Origin of the sequence: Alkalihalobacillus trypoxylicola (assembly GCF_001590785.1) — a bacterium.
GTDB classification, from domain to species: Bacteria; Bacillota; Bacilli; order Bacillales; family Bacillaceae_D; genus Alkalihalobacillus; species Alkalihalobacillus trypoxylicola.
Window position 1 is genome coordinate 170,796 of sequence record NZ_LTAO01000012.1, and the last position, 16,572, is coordinate 187,367.

Annotated in this window: 17 protein-coding genes; 11 read left to right on the forward strand and 6 right to left on the reverse strand. The window is 35.0% G+C overall.

Annotation, left to right across the window (positions count from 1 at the left end; genetic code table 11):
- The first annotated feature begins 31 nt into the window (after nt 1-31).
- From AZF04_RS07870 to AZF04_RS07905, 8 genes are all read left to right on the forward strand, one after another.
- Nucleotides 32-670, forward strand: coding sequence for an O-methyltransferase (locus AZF04_RS07870; RefSeq protein WP_061948261.1), 639 nt, complete (start codon nt 32-34; stop codon nt 668-670).
- Nucleotides 671-682: 12 nt separating this feature from the next.
- Nucleotides 683-1,618 carry a peptidase U32 family protein gene (locus AZF04_RS07875; protein WP_061948262.1) on the forward strand — a complete coding sequence of 312 codons (936 nt, stop codon included), beginning with the start codon at nt 683-685 and terminating at the stop codon, nt 1,616-1,618.
- 14 nt (nt 1,619-1,632) lie between these two features.
- Nucleotides 1,633-2,877: a peptidase U32 family protein gene (locus AZF04_RS07880; RefSeq protein ID WP_061948263.1), complete on the forward strand. Its 1,245-nt coding sequence runs from the start codon at nt 1,633-1,635 to the stop codon at nt 2,875-2,877.
- Entirely contained in the window at nt 2,877-3,512 is a 636-nt protein-coding gene (gene udk, locus AZF04_RS07885) for a uridine kinase (protein WP_153017234.1), read from the forward strand. The genes AZF04_RS07880 and udk overlap by 1 nt, the downstream gene beginning before the upstream one ends.
- 202 nt (nt 3,513-3,714) lie before the next feature.
- Nucleotides 3,715-4,191, forward strand: coding sequence for a transcription elongation factor GreA (gene greA / locus AZF04_RS07890; protein WP_045485657.1), 477 nt, complete (start codon nt 3,715-3,717; stop codon nt 4,189-4,191).
- Between the two features lie 171 nt (nt 4,192-4,362).
- Entirely contained in the window at nt 4,363-5,025 is a 663-nt protein-coding gene (locus tag AZF04_RS07895) for a YrrS family protein (RefSeq protein ID WP_061948265.1), read from the forward strand.
- Nucleotides 5,026-5,348: 323 nt separating this feature from the next.
- Entirely contained in the window at nt 5,349-6,044 is a 696-nt protein-coding gene (gene mtnN, locus AZF04_RS07900) for a 5'-methylthioadenosine/S-adenosylhomocysteine nucleosidase (protein WP_061948266.1), read from the forward strand.
- A 92-nt stretch (nt 6,045-6,136) separates the two neighbouring features.
- Complete coding sequence (locus AZF04_RS07905) at nt 6,137-6,373, forward strand: YrhC family protein (protein WP_045485650.1); 237 nt, start codon at nt 6,137-6,139, stop codon at nt 6,371-6,373.
- Between the two features lie 203 nt (nt 6,374-6,576).
- Here AZF04_RS07905 and AZF04_RS07910 read toward each other — a convergent pair whose 3' ends face one another.
- Nucleotides 6,577-7,137, reverse strand: coding sequence for a hypothetical protein (locus AZF04_RS07910; protein ID WP_061948267.1), 561 nt, complete (start codon nt 7,135-7,137; stop codon nt 6,577-6,579).
- Nucleotides 7,138-7,351: 214 nt separating this feature from the next.
- Nucleotides 7,352-7,570, reverse strand: a complete 219-nt coding sequence (locus tag AZF04_RS07915) for a hypothetical protein (RefSeq protein ID WP_061948268.1) — start codon at nt 7,568-7,570, stop codon at nt 7,352-7,354.
- Nucleotides 7,571-8,589: 1,019 nt separating this feature from the next.
- Here AZF04_RS07915 and AZF04_RS07920 point away from each other — a divergent pair.
- Complete coding sequence (locus AZF04_RS07920; RefSeq protein ID WP_082795368.1) at nt 8,590-10,080, forward strand: MDR family MFS transporter; 1,491 nt, start codon at nt 8,590-8,592, stop codon at nt 10,078-10,080.
- Between the two features lie 52 nt (nt 10,081-10,132).
- Here the strand turns inward: AZF04_RS07920 and AZF04_RS07925 are convergent, their stop codons facing one another.
- Both AZF04_RS07925 and AZF04_RS07930 read right to left on the reverse strand, forming a co-directional pair.
- Nucleotides 10,133-10,756, reverse strand: coding sequence for an NUDIX hydrolase (locus AZF04_RS07925; protein ID WP_061948270.1), 624 nt, complete (start codon nt 10,754-10,756; stop codon nt 10,133-10,135).
- Between the two features lie 816 nt (nt 10,757-11,572).
- Nucleotides 11,573-12,562: a lipoate--protein ligase gene (locus tag AZF04_RS07930; protein ID WP_061948709.1), complete on the reverse strand. Its 990-nt coding sequence runs from the start codon at nt 12,560-12,562 to the stop codon at nt 11,573-11,575.
- A 254-nt stretch (nt 12,563-12,816) separates the two neighbouring features.
- Here AZF04_RS07930 and AZF04_RS07935 point away from each other — a divergent pair, with 254 nt between their 5' ends.
- Entirely contained in the window at nt 12,817-13,989 is a 1,173-nt protein-coding gene (locus AZF04_RS07935; protein WP_061948271.1) for a M20 family metallopeptidase, read from the forward strand.
- 68 nt (nt 13,990-14,057) lie between these two features.
- Here the strand turns inward: AZF04_RS07935 and AZF04_RS07940 are convergent, their stop codons facing one another.
- Both AZF04_RS07940 and AZF04_RS07945 read right to left on the reverse strand, forming a co-directional pair.
- Nucleotides 14,058-14,432 (reverse strand): DUF2500 domain-containing protein, encoded by a 375-nt coding sequence (locus tag AZF04_RS07940; protein WP_061948272.1) that lies wholly within the window; start codon nt 14,430-14,432, stop codon nt 14,058-14,060.
- Nucleotides 14,433-14,604: 172 nt separating this feature from the next.
- Entirely contained in the window at nt 14,605-15,738 is a 1,134-nt protein-coding gene (locus AZF04_RS07945; RefSeq protein ID WP_061948273.1) for a zinc-dependent alcohol dehydrogenase, read from the reverse strand.
- Between the two features lie 174 nt (nt 15,739-15,912).
- Between AZF04_RS07945 and AZF04_RS07950 the strand changes: the two genes are divergently transcribed.
- Nucleotides 15,913-16,569, forward strand: a complete 657-nt coding sequence (locus tag AZF04_RS07950; protein WP_061948274.1) for a spore coat protein — start codon at nt 15,913-15,915, stop codon at nt 16,567-16,569.
- Nucleotides 16,570-16,572 lie beyond the last annotated feature (3 nt).

The following is a 16,572-nucleotide window of genomic DNA, read 5'->3' on the forward strand; positions in this document are numbered from 1 at the left end:
TTCTGTTTGAAAGAAAGTAGTAGGTGATAAAATGCTCGATAGCAAAGTGGAAAATTATTTGAAGAATTTAGCCCCAAAGCGTACAGAAATCCTTGAGGAAATGGAGCAGTATGCCATTGAGCATCATATTCCGATTATGGATTTAGTTGGAATGGAAAGCCTTTTACAAATTCTTCAGCTCATTCAACCAAAACGTGTCCTTGAAATAGGTTCGGCTATTGGATATTCAGCGATTCGAATAGCCTTAACTTTTCCAGATGTTGAGGTTGTGACAATAGAACGTGACCAAGCAAGGTACGATGAAGCTATCCAGAATATAAGTAAGGCGCAATTGCAAAACAGAGTCGTTATTAAGCAGGGTGATGCTTTAGATGTGGCAGATGTGATTACATCATTTCCACCATTTGATGTGCTGTTTATCGATGCGGCTAAAGGTCAATATCAACGCTTTTTTGAGTTATATAGTCCTTTAGTTCAATCAGGTGGGGTGATTTTATCAGATAACGTTTTATTTAAAGGGCTCGTTGCAGAAGATGAGATAGAAAATAAAAGAATACGAGGGATGGTTAAAAAGCTACAAAACTATAATGAATGGCTAATCAATCATCCAGATTATGAAACAAGAATCCTTCCAGTTGGTGACGGACTCGCTATTAGTTTGAAGAAATAAGAGGTGAACAGAATGGAAACATATAAGCCGGAGCTTCTAGTCACACCCAAAAATCTTGAGGCCATTTCTTTATTGAGTGAGGCAGGTGCAGACGCATTTGTGATAGGTGAAGAACGATATGGTCTTCGTTTACCAGGGGAATTTAATACTCAAGAGATAGAGAAAGCGGTCAAATTAGCCCACGGTTTAGGAAAAAAAGTATATGTCTCTATGAACGCCATTTTTCATAATGATAAAGTGGAAGAATTAGCTGATTATGTCGAGTTCTTAAATAAATGTTCTGTAGATGCGATTATTTTTGGAGACCCAGCTGTATTAATGACTGTAAGAGAATTTGCTCCAAACATGAGACTTCATTGGAATCCAGAAACGACAGCCACCAATTGGTTTACAGCTAATTATTGGGGACAAAAAGGAGCTAAACGGGCAGTGATGGCTAGAGAAATTAATATGGACGCTCTAGTGGAAATAAAGGAAAGAGCTGAGGTTGAAATAGAGGTTCAAGTACATGGTGCGACTTGTATGTTTCAATCCAAACGTATGCTAATCGGAAATTATATGAGCTTTCAAGGAAAATCATTAAAAGTTAATCGATCCGATAAAGAAAAAGGCTTGTTCCTTGCCGATCCTGAAAGAAAGGTTACCTACCCAATTTTTGAGGATGAGAACGGTACTCATATTTTAAGTCCTCATGATATTTGTATCATAGATGAGCTAGAGGATTTAATAGATGCTGAAATGGATTGTTTTAAAATTGATGGATTAATGAAAACAACGGATTATGTCGTAGCTGTAACAAGAATCTATAGAAAAGCGATTGATTTGTGCTTGAGTGAACGAGATAAGTATCAGGAAGTAAAATTTCAACTATTAGATGATTTAGAAGAGTTACAACCTGAAAATCGCCGTTTAGATACTGGGTTTTTCTTTAAAGAGACCGTTTATTAGAGGAGGAGAACTGTATGCAACAGTTGGTGGAAGCTTCGAAAACAAAAAGAAAGATTACCAAAAAACCTGAATTATTAGCACCAGCTGGAAGTTTAGAGAAATTAAAGGTTGCTATTATGTATGGCGCTGATGCAGTTTATATTGGTGGTCAGGAATTTGGTCTTCGTTCAAATGCTAGTAATTTTACGAAAGAAGAAATGAGAGAAGGCGTAGAGTTCGCTAACCAATATGGAGCAAAAGTATATGTCACCACTAATATTTATGCACATAACGAAAACATGGATGGACTAGCGGAATATTTAGAAAGTTTACAAGAGGTAGGCATAACAGGTATTATTGTGGCTGACCCTTTAATTATAGAAACCTGTAAACGAGTAGCTCCTAAGGTAGAGGTCCATTTAAGTACTCAACAATCTTTAAGTAATCATCTTGCAGTCAAGTTTTGGAAAGAGGAAGGCTTGCACCGAGTTGTTTTAGCAAGAGAGGTTAGCTTAAATGAAATGCTTGAAATGAAAAAGAAAGTCGATATAGAAATTGAAACATTTGTACACGGTGCTATGTGTATTGCCTATTCTGGTCGTTGTGTGTTGAGTAACCATATGACTGCACGCGATTCAAATAGAGGGGGTTGCTGCCAATCCTGTAGATGGGAATATGATTTGGTCGATGAAAAGGAAAATAGGCTAAGTGACCAAGATGTTCCTTATACAATGAGTCCGAAGGATTTGAATCTAATTCAGTCGATTCCGAAGCTCATTGAAGCAGGAATTGACAGTTTGAAGGTCGAAGGTAGAATGAAGTCGATTCACTATGTAGCAACAGTTACAAGTGTATATCGAAAGGTCATTGATGCTTACTGTGAAAACCCAGATGACTTTAAAATTAAAAAAAGTTGGTTAGATGAATTAGAAAAATGTGCCAATCGCGATTTCGCACCGCAGTTTTTTGAAGGTATGCCTACCTATAAAGAGCAAATGTTTGGAAAGCATCCAAAGAGAACGAGCTATGATTTTTCTGGACTTGTTCTAGAATACGATGAGAAATCAAAAATAGTCACACTGCAACAGCGAAACTATTTTAAAAAAGGGGATGAAGTCGAGTTTTTTGGTCCTCAAATTGGGAATTTTGTTCAAAAGGTGGATACAATTTGGGATGAAAAAGGAAATGAACTCGATGCAGCTAGGCATCCTTTACAGATTGTAAAATTCAAAGTTAATCATCATGTATATCCACAAAATATGATGCGTAAAGAGGTTTAATTATGACGAAGCCAATAATTATAGGAGTAGCAGGTGGAACAGCCTCAGGCAAGACGACTGTTGCTAATGAAATTTTTTGTCAGTTTAATGAGAAATCAATTGTATTGATTGAGCAAGATGCATATTATAAGAATCAAGATCATTTACCTTTTGAGGAGCGATTGCAAACGAATTACGATCATCCTTTAGCTTTTGACAATGATCTGTTATTATATCATTTAGAAAAGCTTGTAAAGAGGGAGTCCATTCAAAAACCGGTTTATGATTATAAAAGGCATACACGCGCTAAGAATACCATTGATATTACTCCAAAAGATGTGATTATTATCGAAGGTATCTTAATTTTGGAAGATGAGCGTCTACGTGATATGATGGATATAAAATTATTCGTTGACACGGATGCTGATTTAAGGATTATTAGGCGTTTAGCACGCGATACAAAGGAACGGGGGCGTTCTTTAGACTCTGTAATTGAGCAGTATACGTCCATTGTTAGACCTATGCATCTACAGTTTGTTGAGCCAACTAAGCGTTATGCAGATATAATTGTACCTGAGGGTGGGCAAAATAGAGTCGCGGTTGATTTAATGGCAACAAAGATACGCACAATTATTGAAGAAAAAGTCATTTTGTAATAGGATAAGTAAAGCGAGGTTGGTTTTTCCAACCTTGCTTCTTTAAAAGTAAGTTAGAGTAAAAATAGAGTAAAGCGGATACATTTGGTTGTCGATGGTCATGTATACATTTAATTGCCAAAACTCGATCTACTTTACGAACTAATGACTGAAGAACATGAATGCAATAATTTAACAATGATTATATTGAGGAGTGAATCTAATGGCTGAAGAAAAAAAGCATTATATGACTGAGGATGGAAAACGAAAATTAGAAGAGGAATTAGAATATCTAAAAACAGAACGCCGAAAAGAAGTAGTAGAGCGTATTAAAATAGCAAGAAGCTTCGGGGATTTATCTGAGAACTCAGAGTACGATTCAGCAAAAGAAGAGCAAGCATTTGTTGAAGGTAGAATTGCTCAAATCGAAAAAATGATTAGAAATGCTGTGATGATTGAAGAAGAAGAGGGAAGTGGGAACGTTGTCACGCTTGGTAAGACGGTTCGATTCATCGAATTACCAGATGGGGATGAAGAAGAGTATACGATAGTAGGTAGTGCAGAATCAGATCCAGCTGAAGGAAAAATTTCAAATGATTCTCCAATGGCTAAAAGTTTATTAGGAAAAACGGTTCATGATAAAGTAGTGGTGAATACACCAGCAGGTGATATGGAGCTTGAAATTTTAGAAATTAGCTAATAAACAATGGGGGAACAGGCTGATAGTGATTCTAACAGTCTGTTTTCTATTTGTTATAGGCAGCGAAAAGGATAATAGAAAAATGATTAAATGGTTGGACGATTGATGGACCTTATTTCGTTATAATAAAAAGAGAAGAACCTAATCGTTTGATGAGAGAGGAGTCTTTTTATGCAAAGATCGACAAGAACGAATACAAGAAAGAAAGAGCGATTAAAAGGAAGTATCTATAATATATCGATTGCGCTTGTTGTTTTATTAATAGTAGTAGTAGCGTATCAGATTTTTTGGTCAGACGGAGAGAGCGCTGTAAGTGATGAAGAGCAGGAGGGGGAAATAGCTTCAGAAGAATTAGAATCTGAGCTCATTGAAAGTGAGCTTGATGAAGAAAATAATAATTCTTCGAATGATCAAATTCCGAACCAAACCTCTAACAACGGAGATGAGGGAGAAGAGCTTCGGGAAGAAGACGAGGATGAGCAAGGAGAAGAAGAGGAAGCTAATGAAGAGGAGCTCGAGTTGTTGGAGCCTGTCGAAGATGGAAAGTGGCAGCCAATTGGGACGAGACAAAGTGGAGAGTTTCACCATGACTTTAATCGTGAGAGCGTCAATTGGCAAGAGATGGAGGTTGCTTTGAAATATGCAACAGGATTAGAGGACATCATTATATGGCGCCTTGAAAATGGAGGAGCTTCTAATCGAGCTGTAGGTGTAGTTAGTAGTTTGACAGAGCAGAATGAACCTTATCGAATTACGATTGAATTTATTGAAGGTCAAGGCTGGTTACCAGTAGAGAAAGAACAGCTTCAAGAAAATCCATACAAAATATCATAATTACAGCAACTAGGCCTTGACTAGCTTCTATCATAAATAAGTGAAATGGAGAGTATTCTCTTTTTCACTTATTTTCGTTTTATTATAGAAAAAGCAACCTTTATGAGGCATGCTTGATGGCAAACCCTCTAATTAAATATCAGAGCTTTTGCGGTCAGAGAAGAGCTGAGTATTTATGTCTAAATTATAGATTTCTATTAGCTGGTTTATCATCTATCCACATCTAGCAGAATTGAAAAGATGGTAACAGATGCTTGTCTTCTCAAAAATGTGTATACTGTAATAGATATTAAAGAAAAGATTGATTAAAGGTGGTAAATGAATTGACAATTGGTATTATTGGAGCAATGACAGAAGAGGTAGAATTATTAAAAAGTAAGCTTACAAACCGAGAAGAAATGACTGTTGCTGGCTGTTCTTTTTATAAAGGGTTCATTGAGGAAGTAGAAGTCGTATTATTAAGGTCTGGCATTGGTAAAGTGAATGCGGCAATCGGTACAACCTTACTTATTCAGTTATTTAAGCCAACTAAAATAATAAACACTGGATCAGCTGGTGGTTTTAATCCAGCTCTTAAAGTGGGAGATATTGTAATTTCTGAAGAGGTTCGTTATAACGATGTGGATGCGACCGTTTTTGGTTATGAATTTGGACAAGTTCCGCAAATGCCTGCAGCATACTTACCTGACCCGAATTTAGTCACAATAGCATTAGAGGCTGCACAAGAAGTCGGCATTGACTCAGTATCAGGCTTAATTTTGTCTGGGGATTCTTTTATGAGTGACCATGAAAAAGTAGAAGAACTAAAAAGATTGTTTAATCATCCAGAATGTGCGGAGATGGAAGCAGGTGCGATTGCTCAAGTTTGCTATCAATTTAAAATCCCATTTGTCATCATTCGAGCGTTATCAGATATTGCAGGACAAGATGCTAAATTGAGCTATGATCAATTTTTACAAAAAGCTAGTGTGCATTCAGCTAAACAAGTTTTACTAATGGTGGAAAAATTAAGTCTTTAAACTGGTTTATTTATCCTTCTTTTCCTCTGCTTTCATAAAATTGCCCGTACTATCTCATGATAAAATGATAGATGTGAATAGGAGGGAAGAAAATGAAAGATAAAGTAGAATTAGAACTTCAAAGAAAAATAGAAGATTATCAACGGTTTAGTTTTATTTTTGTTTCGTTAAGTTTTTTTATGTTTTTAGGCATTATTATTCCTTTAGAAGGCAAAAATAATGGGGTTGATTCTATTTTAGTTTTGGGGGTTTTTGCTATGTTACTCCTAGCTTGTACATGCCATTTTACTTCCAAAAGGGCGTTAACTCAGTTATTAGAGCGAGATTAATTGATTAAGAATACAGATGATAGAGCCGAGCTTCCATTTTGAAGCTTGGTTTTTTTAGACAGAAGTATCGCACATTCAGGTTATTATATTCACCCCTAACAACGTATTAACCGTTTTTAGTTTAAACGAATATCATCTTATTTAATTATTCAATTATAAAAAATAATAAGAGCCAAGGGATATAAATACTTGGCTTCTTCCAGTTAGTTAGCATTTATTTCAAATATTAATGCTTTTAATCTGCTTAGACTATCCATTTTAATTAATTTTTCTCTAAAAGAAATAAAATCTTTAGCTGCTTTAATTATTTCAGTTAAAAATACTTTTTCAACAGTAACCATTTTCGTCTCTTTGTAAGTTTCATAAAGGTTTGTTCCTTCAAATAGCAATGGGTTTCTTTTCACTTTAATTATTATCTTATTCTCGGGTTTTGTAAGGATTCTTTTGAAACTCCACTCATGGCTATTCATAGCCATACTACGGACTCCGAAACCTGTCTTTTTATAATCCAAAATCATTTCTAGAATGCCAATCCACATAAAATCGATATCATCCCAATCCATAAAGCTCGTAATTGTATGATTTGATATTTCAATAAATACAACACCATCCAACTTATGTCCTTTATTTTTTTCTAAACTTTTATTAGCCACTTGAACAGATAAACTATTATTCAATGAAATAAAATAATCTCTAGAGCTTGTTTGAGTGAAGAAAAAAGAATCTATAGTTTTCTTTTCAATGTAAGTAATTATATTTACCATAAAGTACTCCATTCATAACTTCATTCTATATACGAGGGTAAAAAGTATTTACTCTCCAATTATTTATAATTAATGAATACGGTTGTCCATCTATCCTAACATCTATTATTTGATTAACCATTATCTCTTATTTTTACATTTATTGAAATTGATTATTGAAATTACTTTTGCACGTACATTATAACAGAAAGGTTAAAGTGGACAGATGATTTTCTTATAGTTCCTGTTCCATATAAGGGATGGTGATTGTAAGAATATGATTCATACTACTGTTTTGTAAGGCTACAGTTTGACCAATACCAATAGGTATATTTGTAGGATTGAAAAATTTTAGAGCATTTCTTGCTTTTTCAGGTGCTTGTTTTGTAAACGTTCTATTTCCAACTTTTACTACATACCTACCACCAACACTTCCAACGGTATGCCACAACAAAGGTTGAATTTCACCTATTTATTAATTACTTCTATACCATACTCTCTTTGTATAGCCTCTAATTCAAATTCATCTAAATTTAACTCTTCATTATCATTAAAATCTTTACACTCTTATCAATCAGTGTCTCATACCATTGTACTTGATCAAGGTCTAAAAGCGTTACTTGTTTAAACGAAAGCTTTATCGATATAATGAGCAAAAGCTATTAAAATTTGTATTCGGAGTGGATTTCAGAATTGCTCTATAAACGAATAAAACCGAACGTTTCTTATGAAATATGTTTTAAAACGTTTGCGAATTTAATTCTTGATTGAAACGGTAGGTAGTGACTCCCAAAGAGCGCAGTGTGAAGATCCACTCTGACGACGCTCTGCATAGTCAGAGTTAGCTGAAGACAAGCCCTTGGGAAAGCATCTACCTAAAGTGAAAATCAAAAACCAAATCGTTCGGTTTTCATTATTAGTTATGAATGATGAAAATGATTCATTCTAAAGAAATAAAGGGTAAACAAGTAAACAAATAAATAATAGATATTATTTTTTATGCTATCTTATTATTGTTAAATTTAATTTAAATTGTCTAAATGTTCATTTTTTTCATTTTCAGTCTAGTCTTTTTGTTTTTTGCTTTTAATGTGTCTGCAGATGGAAAATATTCAATTATGACTCCCGAAGAATATAAGGAGTATTTAATAGAGTCTGAAGAACCAATATCTTTGAATGTATTAAGAGGATTTAGTAATCTTACATATTATACTCTGATGATTATATAAAAATACTAGTAGATGGCTAAAATGGTGAAAATGATACCGACACTTTGATGGCAAATGATATAGAGGTTCCTATATTAGTAACTTCAGATAGTGGTAATTTTGATTTTCAACCTTTTAATATCACATACAGAGTGACGACAAAAATTAAACTCTGAAATTATTAAATCGACTATGCCATTTATGGTAAAATGAAGAGACATGAATCATTACATCTATGAAACTTATGAAAAATACAGGAGAAAAAATGAAACAGAATAAACGTCCTTTTATATTATTTGCTATTATGTTAGCCATGTTTGTATCGGCAGTAGAAGCCACTATTGTTGCAACCGTAATGCCCGGAATAGTCGCTGATTTAGGTGGTTTTTCTTTATTTAGTTGGGTCTTCTCAGCTTATTTATTAATGCAAGTGATGACGATTCCGATATATGGAAAGCTTTCAGATATGTATGGGAGAAAAATTATCTTTTCGATTGGTATGTTTTTTTTCTTAGTAGGCTCCTTATTATGTGGATTTTCAACTTCTATGGAAATGCTCATTATTGCTCGATTAGTTCAAGGGCTAGGTGCAGGTGCCGTTCAACCAATGGCTACCACAATTGTTGGAGATATATATACGAAAGAAGAAAGAGCGAATATCCAAGGCTATCTTTCTAGTGTTTGGGGAATTTCTGCTGTAGCAGGGCCTTTGTTAGGAGCCTTGATTGTATCTTATTTTCATTGGGCATGGGTGTTTTGGGTAAACATTCCTCTAGGAATTATGGCCGTTATCTTAATCTTAGTTTATTTAAAAGAACCAGTTACAAAAGAGAAGCGACAAATTGATTATTCAGGTGCTATCTTATTGCTAACAGCGATACTACCAGTCATGCTTTTATTTATTCAAACAGGGATCAGCTGGAGTTGGAAAGAACCTATTTTTTGGATATTAATTTTAATATCATGTCTCAGTTTTGGTTTGTTTTTACGGCAAGAGAAACGAGCAAAAGAACCCATTATGACATTATCACTTTGGAGAGAAAAGGAAGTTTGGGTGTCTAACATCGCATCTTTTACTACTGGAGCCGTTCTTTTAGCGATCTCTAGTTTTTTACCGACCTTTGTACAAGGGGCTTTATTAGCGACTCCATTAGTTGCAGGGTTAACTTTAACGGTCATTTCGATAGGATGGCCACTGTCAGCAATGATTGCAGGTAAATTAATGATCAAATTAGGTTTCCGCAAAACCGCTTTAATAGGAGGTATTTCTTTTGTAATTGGTTCTGCCTGGTATTCTTTGTTACATTTTCTTCCGTACCCACTTTTAGCAGGGTTTGGGTCCTTTTTTATTGGAATGGGTATGGGCTTTATGACAACCACTTTTATCGTCATGATTCAATCAAACGTTCCTTGGAAATTAAGAGGAGAAGCGACTTCATTAAATTTATTTATGAGGCAGCTTGGTGGAAGTGTGGGTGTTGCTTTTTTAGGGGGGTTACTTAATTTTCAAATAAAGCGCTCTTTAGAAAGTAATCAGGATCAATTAAGCATTGAGCCATCACTTGATTCGATCAGCTCTCTTTTAGAAGGAGGGGAAGAAACTACTATATCAGCTTTTGAACAAGGAATCATTCAACAGGGGTTATCAAGTGGTTACTTGCTATTATTTTCTATGATCGGCGTATTAGCGGTCATTAGCTTATTATTTGTACTATTTTTACCAAAAAAAAAGCCTGAAAAAGATTTAGCTCAATAGTGAAAGTGAGAGGAGAATGATTGTACTTTTTCAGTATAATGATTCTCCAAAGCTATTTTGTTAAGTTTAAAAAATGATGTAATATTTTAGCGGTTAATCCCCAAATGGCATAGTCTTTAAAATAGTAAAAGTATTCTTCAAGAATCATTCGGCGATTTCGATAAGCGTCACCGTTTGCAATCTTATGAAATGGAAAATCGTTATTGTCAGAAATAGTCATTTCGATTTGATGTGTTTGAACGTTATAATCGTATAGAAAATCAAGCGGAATAGTAAATACATGATCGACTTCCTCTTTATTGATGGTGATAGCTGCAGTAGGCTTGATTATGGCTACAAATGGATAGATTATTCCGCGAGTATGGTGAACGATATAATCTAGTGGAAATACCTTAATAACCTCTTTTGAAGAAATACCTACTTCCTCATTCATTTCTCTTAAAGCAGCTTGTTCACTTGAAGTATCATCTGTATCAATACGTCCACCTGGGAAGCAAATTTCACCAGGCTGACTTCTCAGTGAATAGGCACGAACTTCAAATAAAAGAGATAAACCCTGCTCGGTTTCTATAATAGGTAAGATAATCGCTGCATTTAGATTGGAATCTTGCCCTAAAACGGAAGGAACATGATGAACAAGCTTTTGGGTTAATACCTCGACTGTGGGATATGTCATACTTACCTCCTGATGATTAATATAATCTTTAAATTCTTATATTAGTTGAGTGAATTTCATAATTGCTCTATAAACAAATAAAACCGAACATTTCTTGTGAAATATGTTTCAAACGTTTGTGAATTAACTTCTTGATTGAAACGGTAGGTAGTGACTCAGGATCAGCGCAGTCTGAAGATCCACTCTGGCGAAGCTCTGCGTAGTCAGAGTTAGCTGAAGACAAGCCCTTGGGAAAGCATCTACCTAAAGTGAAAATTAAAAACCAAATTGTTCGGTTTTCATTATAAGATATGTAATGTAATGGATTTCTTAAAGGAATTCTAAAGAATTCCTTTATTTGCCGATTAGTTTTATCAATTGAAATGGTGTGTTCTAAGTGCATACACCGACAAAACAGCCCCTTCCTTTTTTGATTAGAAAGGGACCTGTTAAATGTCTTTATGGAATTCGTAAGCTAACAAACACCTAACATCTGTAGAATTCTTTATTCATATGTATGGTTCCAAACAAATTAAAGGAAGGTGGGGGTGCCCAGAGCTGAAGCCTTCCTCCTGTATCATCTATAGTGTTTCAACTCAACCTCTTTAAATCAATAATCATTCCTAGTTCGGTGCTAAGCTTAAAAAAGTAACAAACTACAATCAAAAAAATGGTGATTCAAGAATTCCCTGTAAGAATATGTTACAAAACAGATGGATTTTCTTTCGTTATACGATATATTAAGAACAGGAAAGGTCAACGACCTAGCTTCCAAAAATGTTCTCTCTACTCTCCCCCATTGGAGCGATTCATCCGTTGAATCGCTCATTTTTTTGATTAATAGAATAGACTTAGGAGCTCTTCTTTCGAGAGGGCACCAAAATAATGTGAAATGTTCACATTAGAAAATAATTGATTCAGCGCTTCTTTTTCATGCTTGACTCCAATTAGCCTTTGTTCAAGCTCAGCTACATCGCCCACACCAAAAAAATCTCCGAAAATTTTGCAGTCTGTAATCTTGCCTTTTTTGACATTAAGACGTATATCAATTGAACCAACTGAGAAGCGCTGAGAACGTTGCAAATCAAATGCAGGAGACTTTCCATAATTCCAATCCCAATTGCGATAACGTTTTTCAGAAATTTTATCAATTTCTTCCCAGTCCTTTTCTGTTAAATCAACCTTTGGTATGTTCTCAGAGGAACCAAAAATAGATTGGATTAACTTAGACTTTAATTCATCTACCGATAAGGGCTGGTTTAAAAATTCTTCTATATTTGCTACGCGACTGCGGATAGATTTAATCCCCTTTGAGCGTATTTTTTCGTCCTTTACCTTAAGTGCAGACACAACATTCTCTATTTCGGAAGAAAGCATTAGTGTGCCATGACTAAACATTCTACCCTTAGTAGAAAATTGAGCATTCCCAGAAATTTTTCTTTCGCCGACATGTAAGTCATTTCGCCCGCTTAATTTTGCTTCAACCCCTAATTCATTCAATGCTTGTACAACAGGCTCAGTGAATTTCTTGAAATTATGAAAAGAATTTCCGTCGTCCTTAGTAATAAAACTAAAATTAAGGTTACCTAAATCATGGTAAACAGCTCCACCACCTGATAATCGACGAACAACATGTAAATCATTTTCATTAACATAATCAATATTGATTTCTTCAATCGTATTTTGATTTTTGCCAATAATAATGGAAGGTTCATTTACATAAAATAATAAATATGTATGTTCTGGATCAAGATTTTTTAAGGCATATTCTTCTATCGCTAAATTGATTCTAGGATCTGTTATGTTTTGGTTATCAATGAATTTCATCATTAAGCTTTTCACTCCCTCTTTTTCATACTAACAGTATAAACAGATTTAGAAGGATAGTACAGCAATCCAAAGGCTGTTTCTTTTTTAAATGACTTTAGTTTATGTTTAAATTTAAATAATGGAATAAGTCGCTTCATTAGAAAATTCAGTTAATTCCGCTTGTAAAATATGAAAAGTCCGCTACAATTATAAAGGAATACGCATATCTTAATAGTATGAATCTTATTTAAAAGATGATGAGGGGAAGCAAGATGGACGTTAGGAAGAAAGAATTAGAGATGTTAAGACTTTTAGAGAGACTAGTCAATACGGATAGTGGCTCCTATGATAAAGTAGGGATTGATCAATTAGCGAATATACTTAAGCCGTATTTTACCGAATTGGGATATTCTATTGAAACAAAGGAACAGGATGTTTATGGGAATCACCTTGTTATCCAGCATCCGAAAGTTAGTGACCCAGAGATTTTAATTGTGGCTCATATGGATACTGTTTTTGAGAAGGGAACGGCTTCGCTAAGGCCATTTTCTGTAAAAGGTTCAAAAGCATTTGGACCAGGTGTGATTGATATGAAAGCTAGCTTAGTTTCTTTGATATATGCTTTGAAGGATTTAAAAAACCAACGAAATAAGGCTTTACAGCATGTGAAAATTATTCTTAATAGTGATGAGGAAATAGGTTCACCAAGCTCTCGTCGAATTATTGAAGAAGAAGCTAAAAAGGGTATTCGTTACGCATTAATTATGGAGCCGGCTAGGAAAGATGGATCGTTAGTGACAGAAAGAAGAGGAAATGGTCATTATGTAATGGAGATTCAAGGTAAGGCAGCCCATTCAGGAATTGAACCCGAAAAGGGTAGAAGTGCTATACAGGAGTTGGCTTTAAAAATAGTTAAACTTCATGCCTTAAATGACTATGAGCATGGCATATCGGTCAATGTTGGAATGATAGAGGGCGGCGATGCAGTGAATACGATTTCTGCTCATGCAATTGGCCATATTGATGTGCGTGTCTCTACCTTAGAGCAAATTGAAGAATTAGAGCATAAAATTGAAGAGGTTTGTTCGACTTCTGATGTAATAGGAACAAAAATTGATTTGAGTGGTGATATTAGTCGCCCACCTATGATTAAAAACCAGCAAATTAGCGCTTTATTCGAAATTGTACAGCAGGTTGGCAAGGAAATTGGTATAGAAATTAAGGATACAAAAACAGGAGGGGGCTCTGATGCTTCTTTTACAGCAGCCCTCGGCATTCCAACCATTGATGGTCTAGGTCCTGTTGGCGGAAATGCTCATAGTGAAAAGGAGTATTTAGATATTCCAAGCTTGTTGGAAAGAACTCGATTGTTAAGTAAATTAATTATGAGGCTGACGAACGAGGAAAATCAATCGGCCAATAGTTTTATAGCCAAAACTAGCTAATATTTATAAATACAAAAGACATCATTCATTAGAATGGATGTCTTTTGTGATTTCTCTATTTTGGGGTTTTAAAGAGGATGATCGCCTGTCGATTTTTTTAATTCAAAAACTTTGAACCTTGTTCCTTTATGAGTTAAATAGCCAAGATCGCCTTCTGCTAATTGCCCATATTCTTTTCCAGAAACCCTACATTCTAATCGACTTTGATCCTCTAAATCAAAAGTTGCATAATATAAAGTTGAAGAGCTAATATGGTGATCATTTCCTGATGTGCGATGCTCCATTCTTTTCGTTAGTACCTTTGCCGATACAGTCTGAAGAGGTTGTTGATTATTATAAGTCCACTGTTTGAATTCTTTTATAACGGCCCATAAAATGATTACAATTACGATTATAAAGAAAAAAGGAATGATTATTCCGGCAATAGAAAAGGTATCTAACATTGTAAATCGCCTCCGTATTTTGTGAAATAAAAATGTTGAGATGTATATTATACGTTAAAGAATTGATATAGGTTTCTTTTTTTAGGGAGATTCCACAAAAATAAAACAAACAAAAAGAGCGACCACTGTAGGAGTGATCGCTGCTTCTTACCATACTAAGTTAAAGGAATATCTATGGCTTTAGAATGACTTTAATACAATCATCTTCTTTATTGTTAAAAATGTGATAGCCATGTGAGGCTTCTTCAAGAGGAAGAGAATGGGTGATGATTTGAGTGGGATCTAATGAGCCCTTCGTAATTTGTTCATACAAGTAAGGCATAAAGTGACGAGCTGGTGCTTGCCCCATTTTTATATTAATGTTTCTCATAAAAAACGGTCCTAGAGGAAACATGTTATATAACCCACCGTATACACCAGTGATCTGCAAGGTTCCACCTTTTCTTACAGCCTTGGTCGCTATTTGAATAGGACCCAATGTTCCACCTTGTAGCTTAAGTTTTTGTTCCACCCACTCAACAGGTGATTTTTTCCCATCCATACCAACGCAATCAATAACTATGTCAGCTCCACCTTTAGTTAATTCTTTTAATTCTTCCCCCATATCATCAAAGTGTGTAAAATTATAAATCTCGGTTTTATTAATATGCTTGGAGTAATTAAGGCGATTTTCAATATAATCTACTGCAATCACCCTTTCAGCCCCTTTTAACCAAGCGAATTTTTGGGCCATCAAACCGATAGGACCACAGCCTAATATAATGACGGAATCACCCTTTTTCACTCCTGCATTTTCAACACTCCAATAAGCAGTCGGAAGGACATCAGATAGAAATAACAGGGATTCGTCTTCTAGTTCACACTCTTTTGGAATAACAAAGGGGGTATAATTACCAAAAGGAACTCTCAAATACTCCGCTTGTCCTCCTGGATGATTTCCATATTTTTCTGAATAACCAAAATAGCCTCCAGAATCATAATGTGGATTAGATCGATCACACTGACTTTCTAAATCATGCTGACAATAATGACAGGTTCCACAGGCAACCGTAAAAGGAATAACGACACGATCACCTTTTTTTACTCTCGTTACATCAGGTCCGACCTCTTCTACAATTCCCATAGGCTCATGACCAATAATATAATCAACAGGTAAAGGGAGATTTCCTTGGTATAAATGAAGATCTGAACCACATATCGCTGTAGAGGTTACTTTAATAATAATATCTTCACGTTCCTGTATTTTAGGGGTACTTACTTTTTTAACGGCCACAGAGTGTTTGCCTTGATAAGTAACTGCTTTCATATCATTCCTCCTTAAATGACAGCTGCTTTTCTCAACTGTGTTTCTTATAATATTACTTTCTTCTGATTAAAATAATCATGGTAAATTCTTAGAAGCAATATTTAATAAGAGGTATAAGGAGACATAAATGACTAATACTAAATGGGATGAATTTTAAAGGAGGAAATATACAATATGCAATTTCAACAGCCAGAAAGTCAACAAAATATGAATACAGGTGCTATTCCAAGTGCATTGAATCATGGTGGACATGAAATGTTTGATGTACATGAAGTGCTTGCGGCAGCCATAAATACAATCAATATATATACGGTTGCTAAAGGCCATATCCAGGATTCAGAGCTTTTAAGTATTTGTGAAAGACAAATACAGTTCATGAGTGATGAATATAATATTACCTTAGATTGCTTTAAGACTGGGAAGGACCCAATGAAGCATACCGAGGCTTACATGATGCAGCAAAATCATGATTTTATCTACGGGACAAAACCAAGTACACAGCCTCAAAAACCAGTGAAATCTACTACTGAATTAAACGATCAAAATCTATCTCAAATGATGCTTAATGCTATAAAAGCAAGTGGTGGTTTAAAAGCGCAGGCGGCTATGGAAGTAACAAACCCTGTTGTTAGACGTGTCATTGCTGATTCGGTACCAAATTGCATTGAGCTTGCTTATGAAATTTCTTTATATCAAAATAAGCATGGATATTATCAAGTTCCTCAACTTCCTCAACAGGATATGATGAATATGCTAAATGGATATGGAGCCACTACAATGAATAATCAAAACAATTCAAATTCTTTCAATCAAGCTCCTCCTACACATTAATTG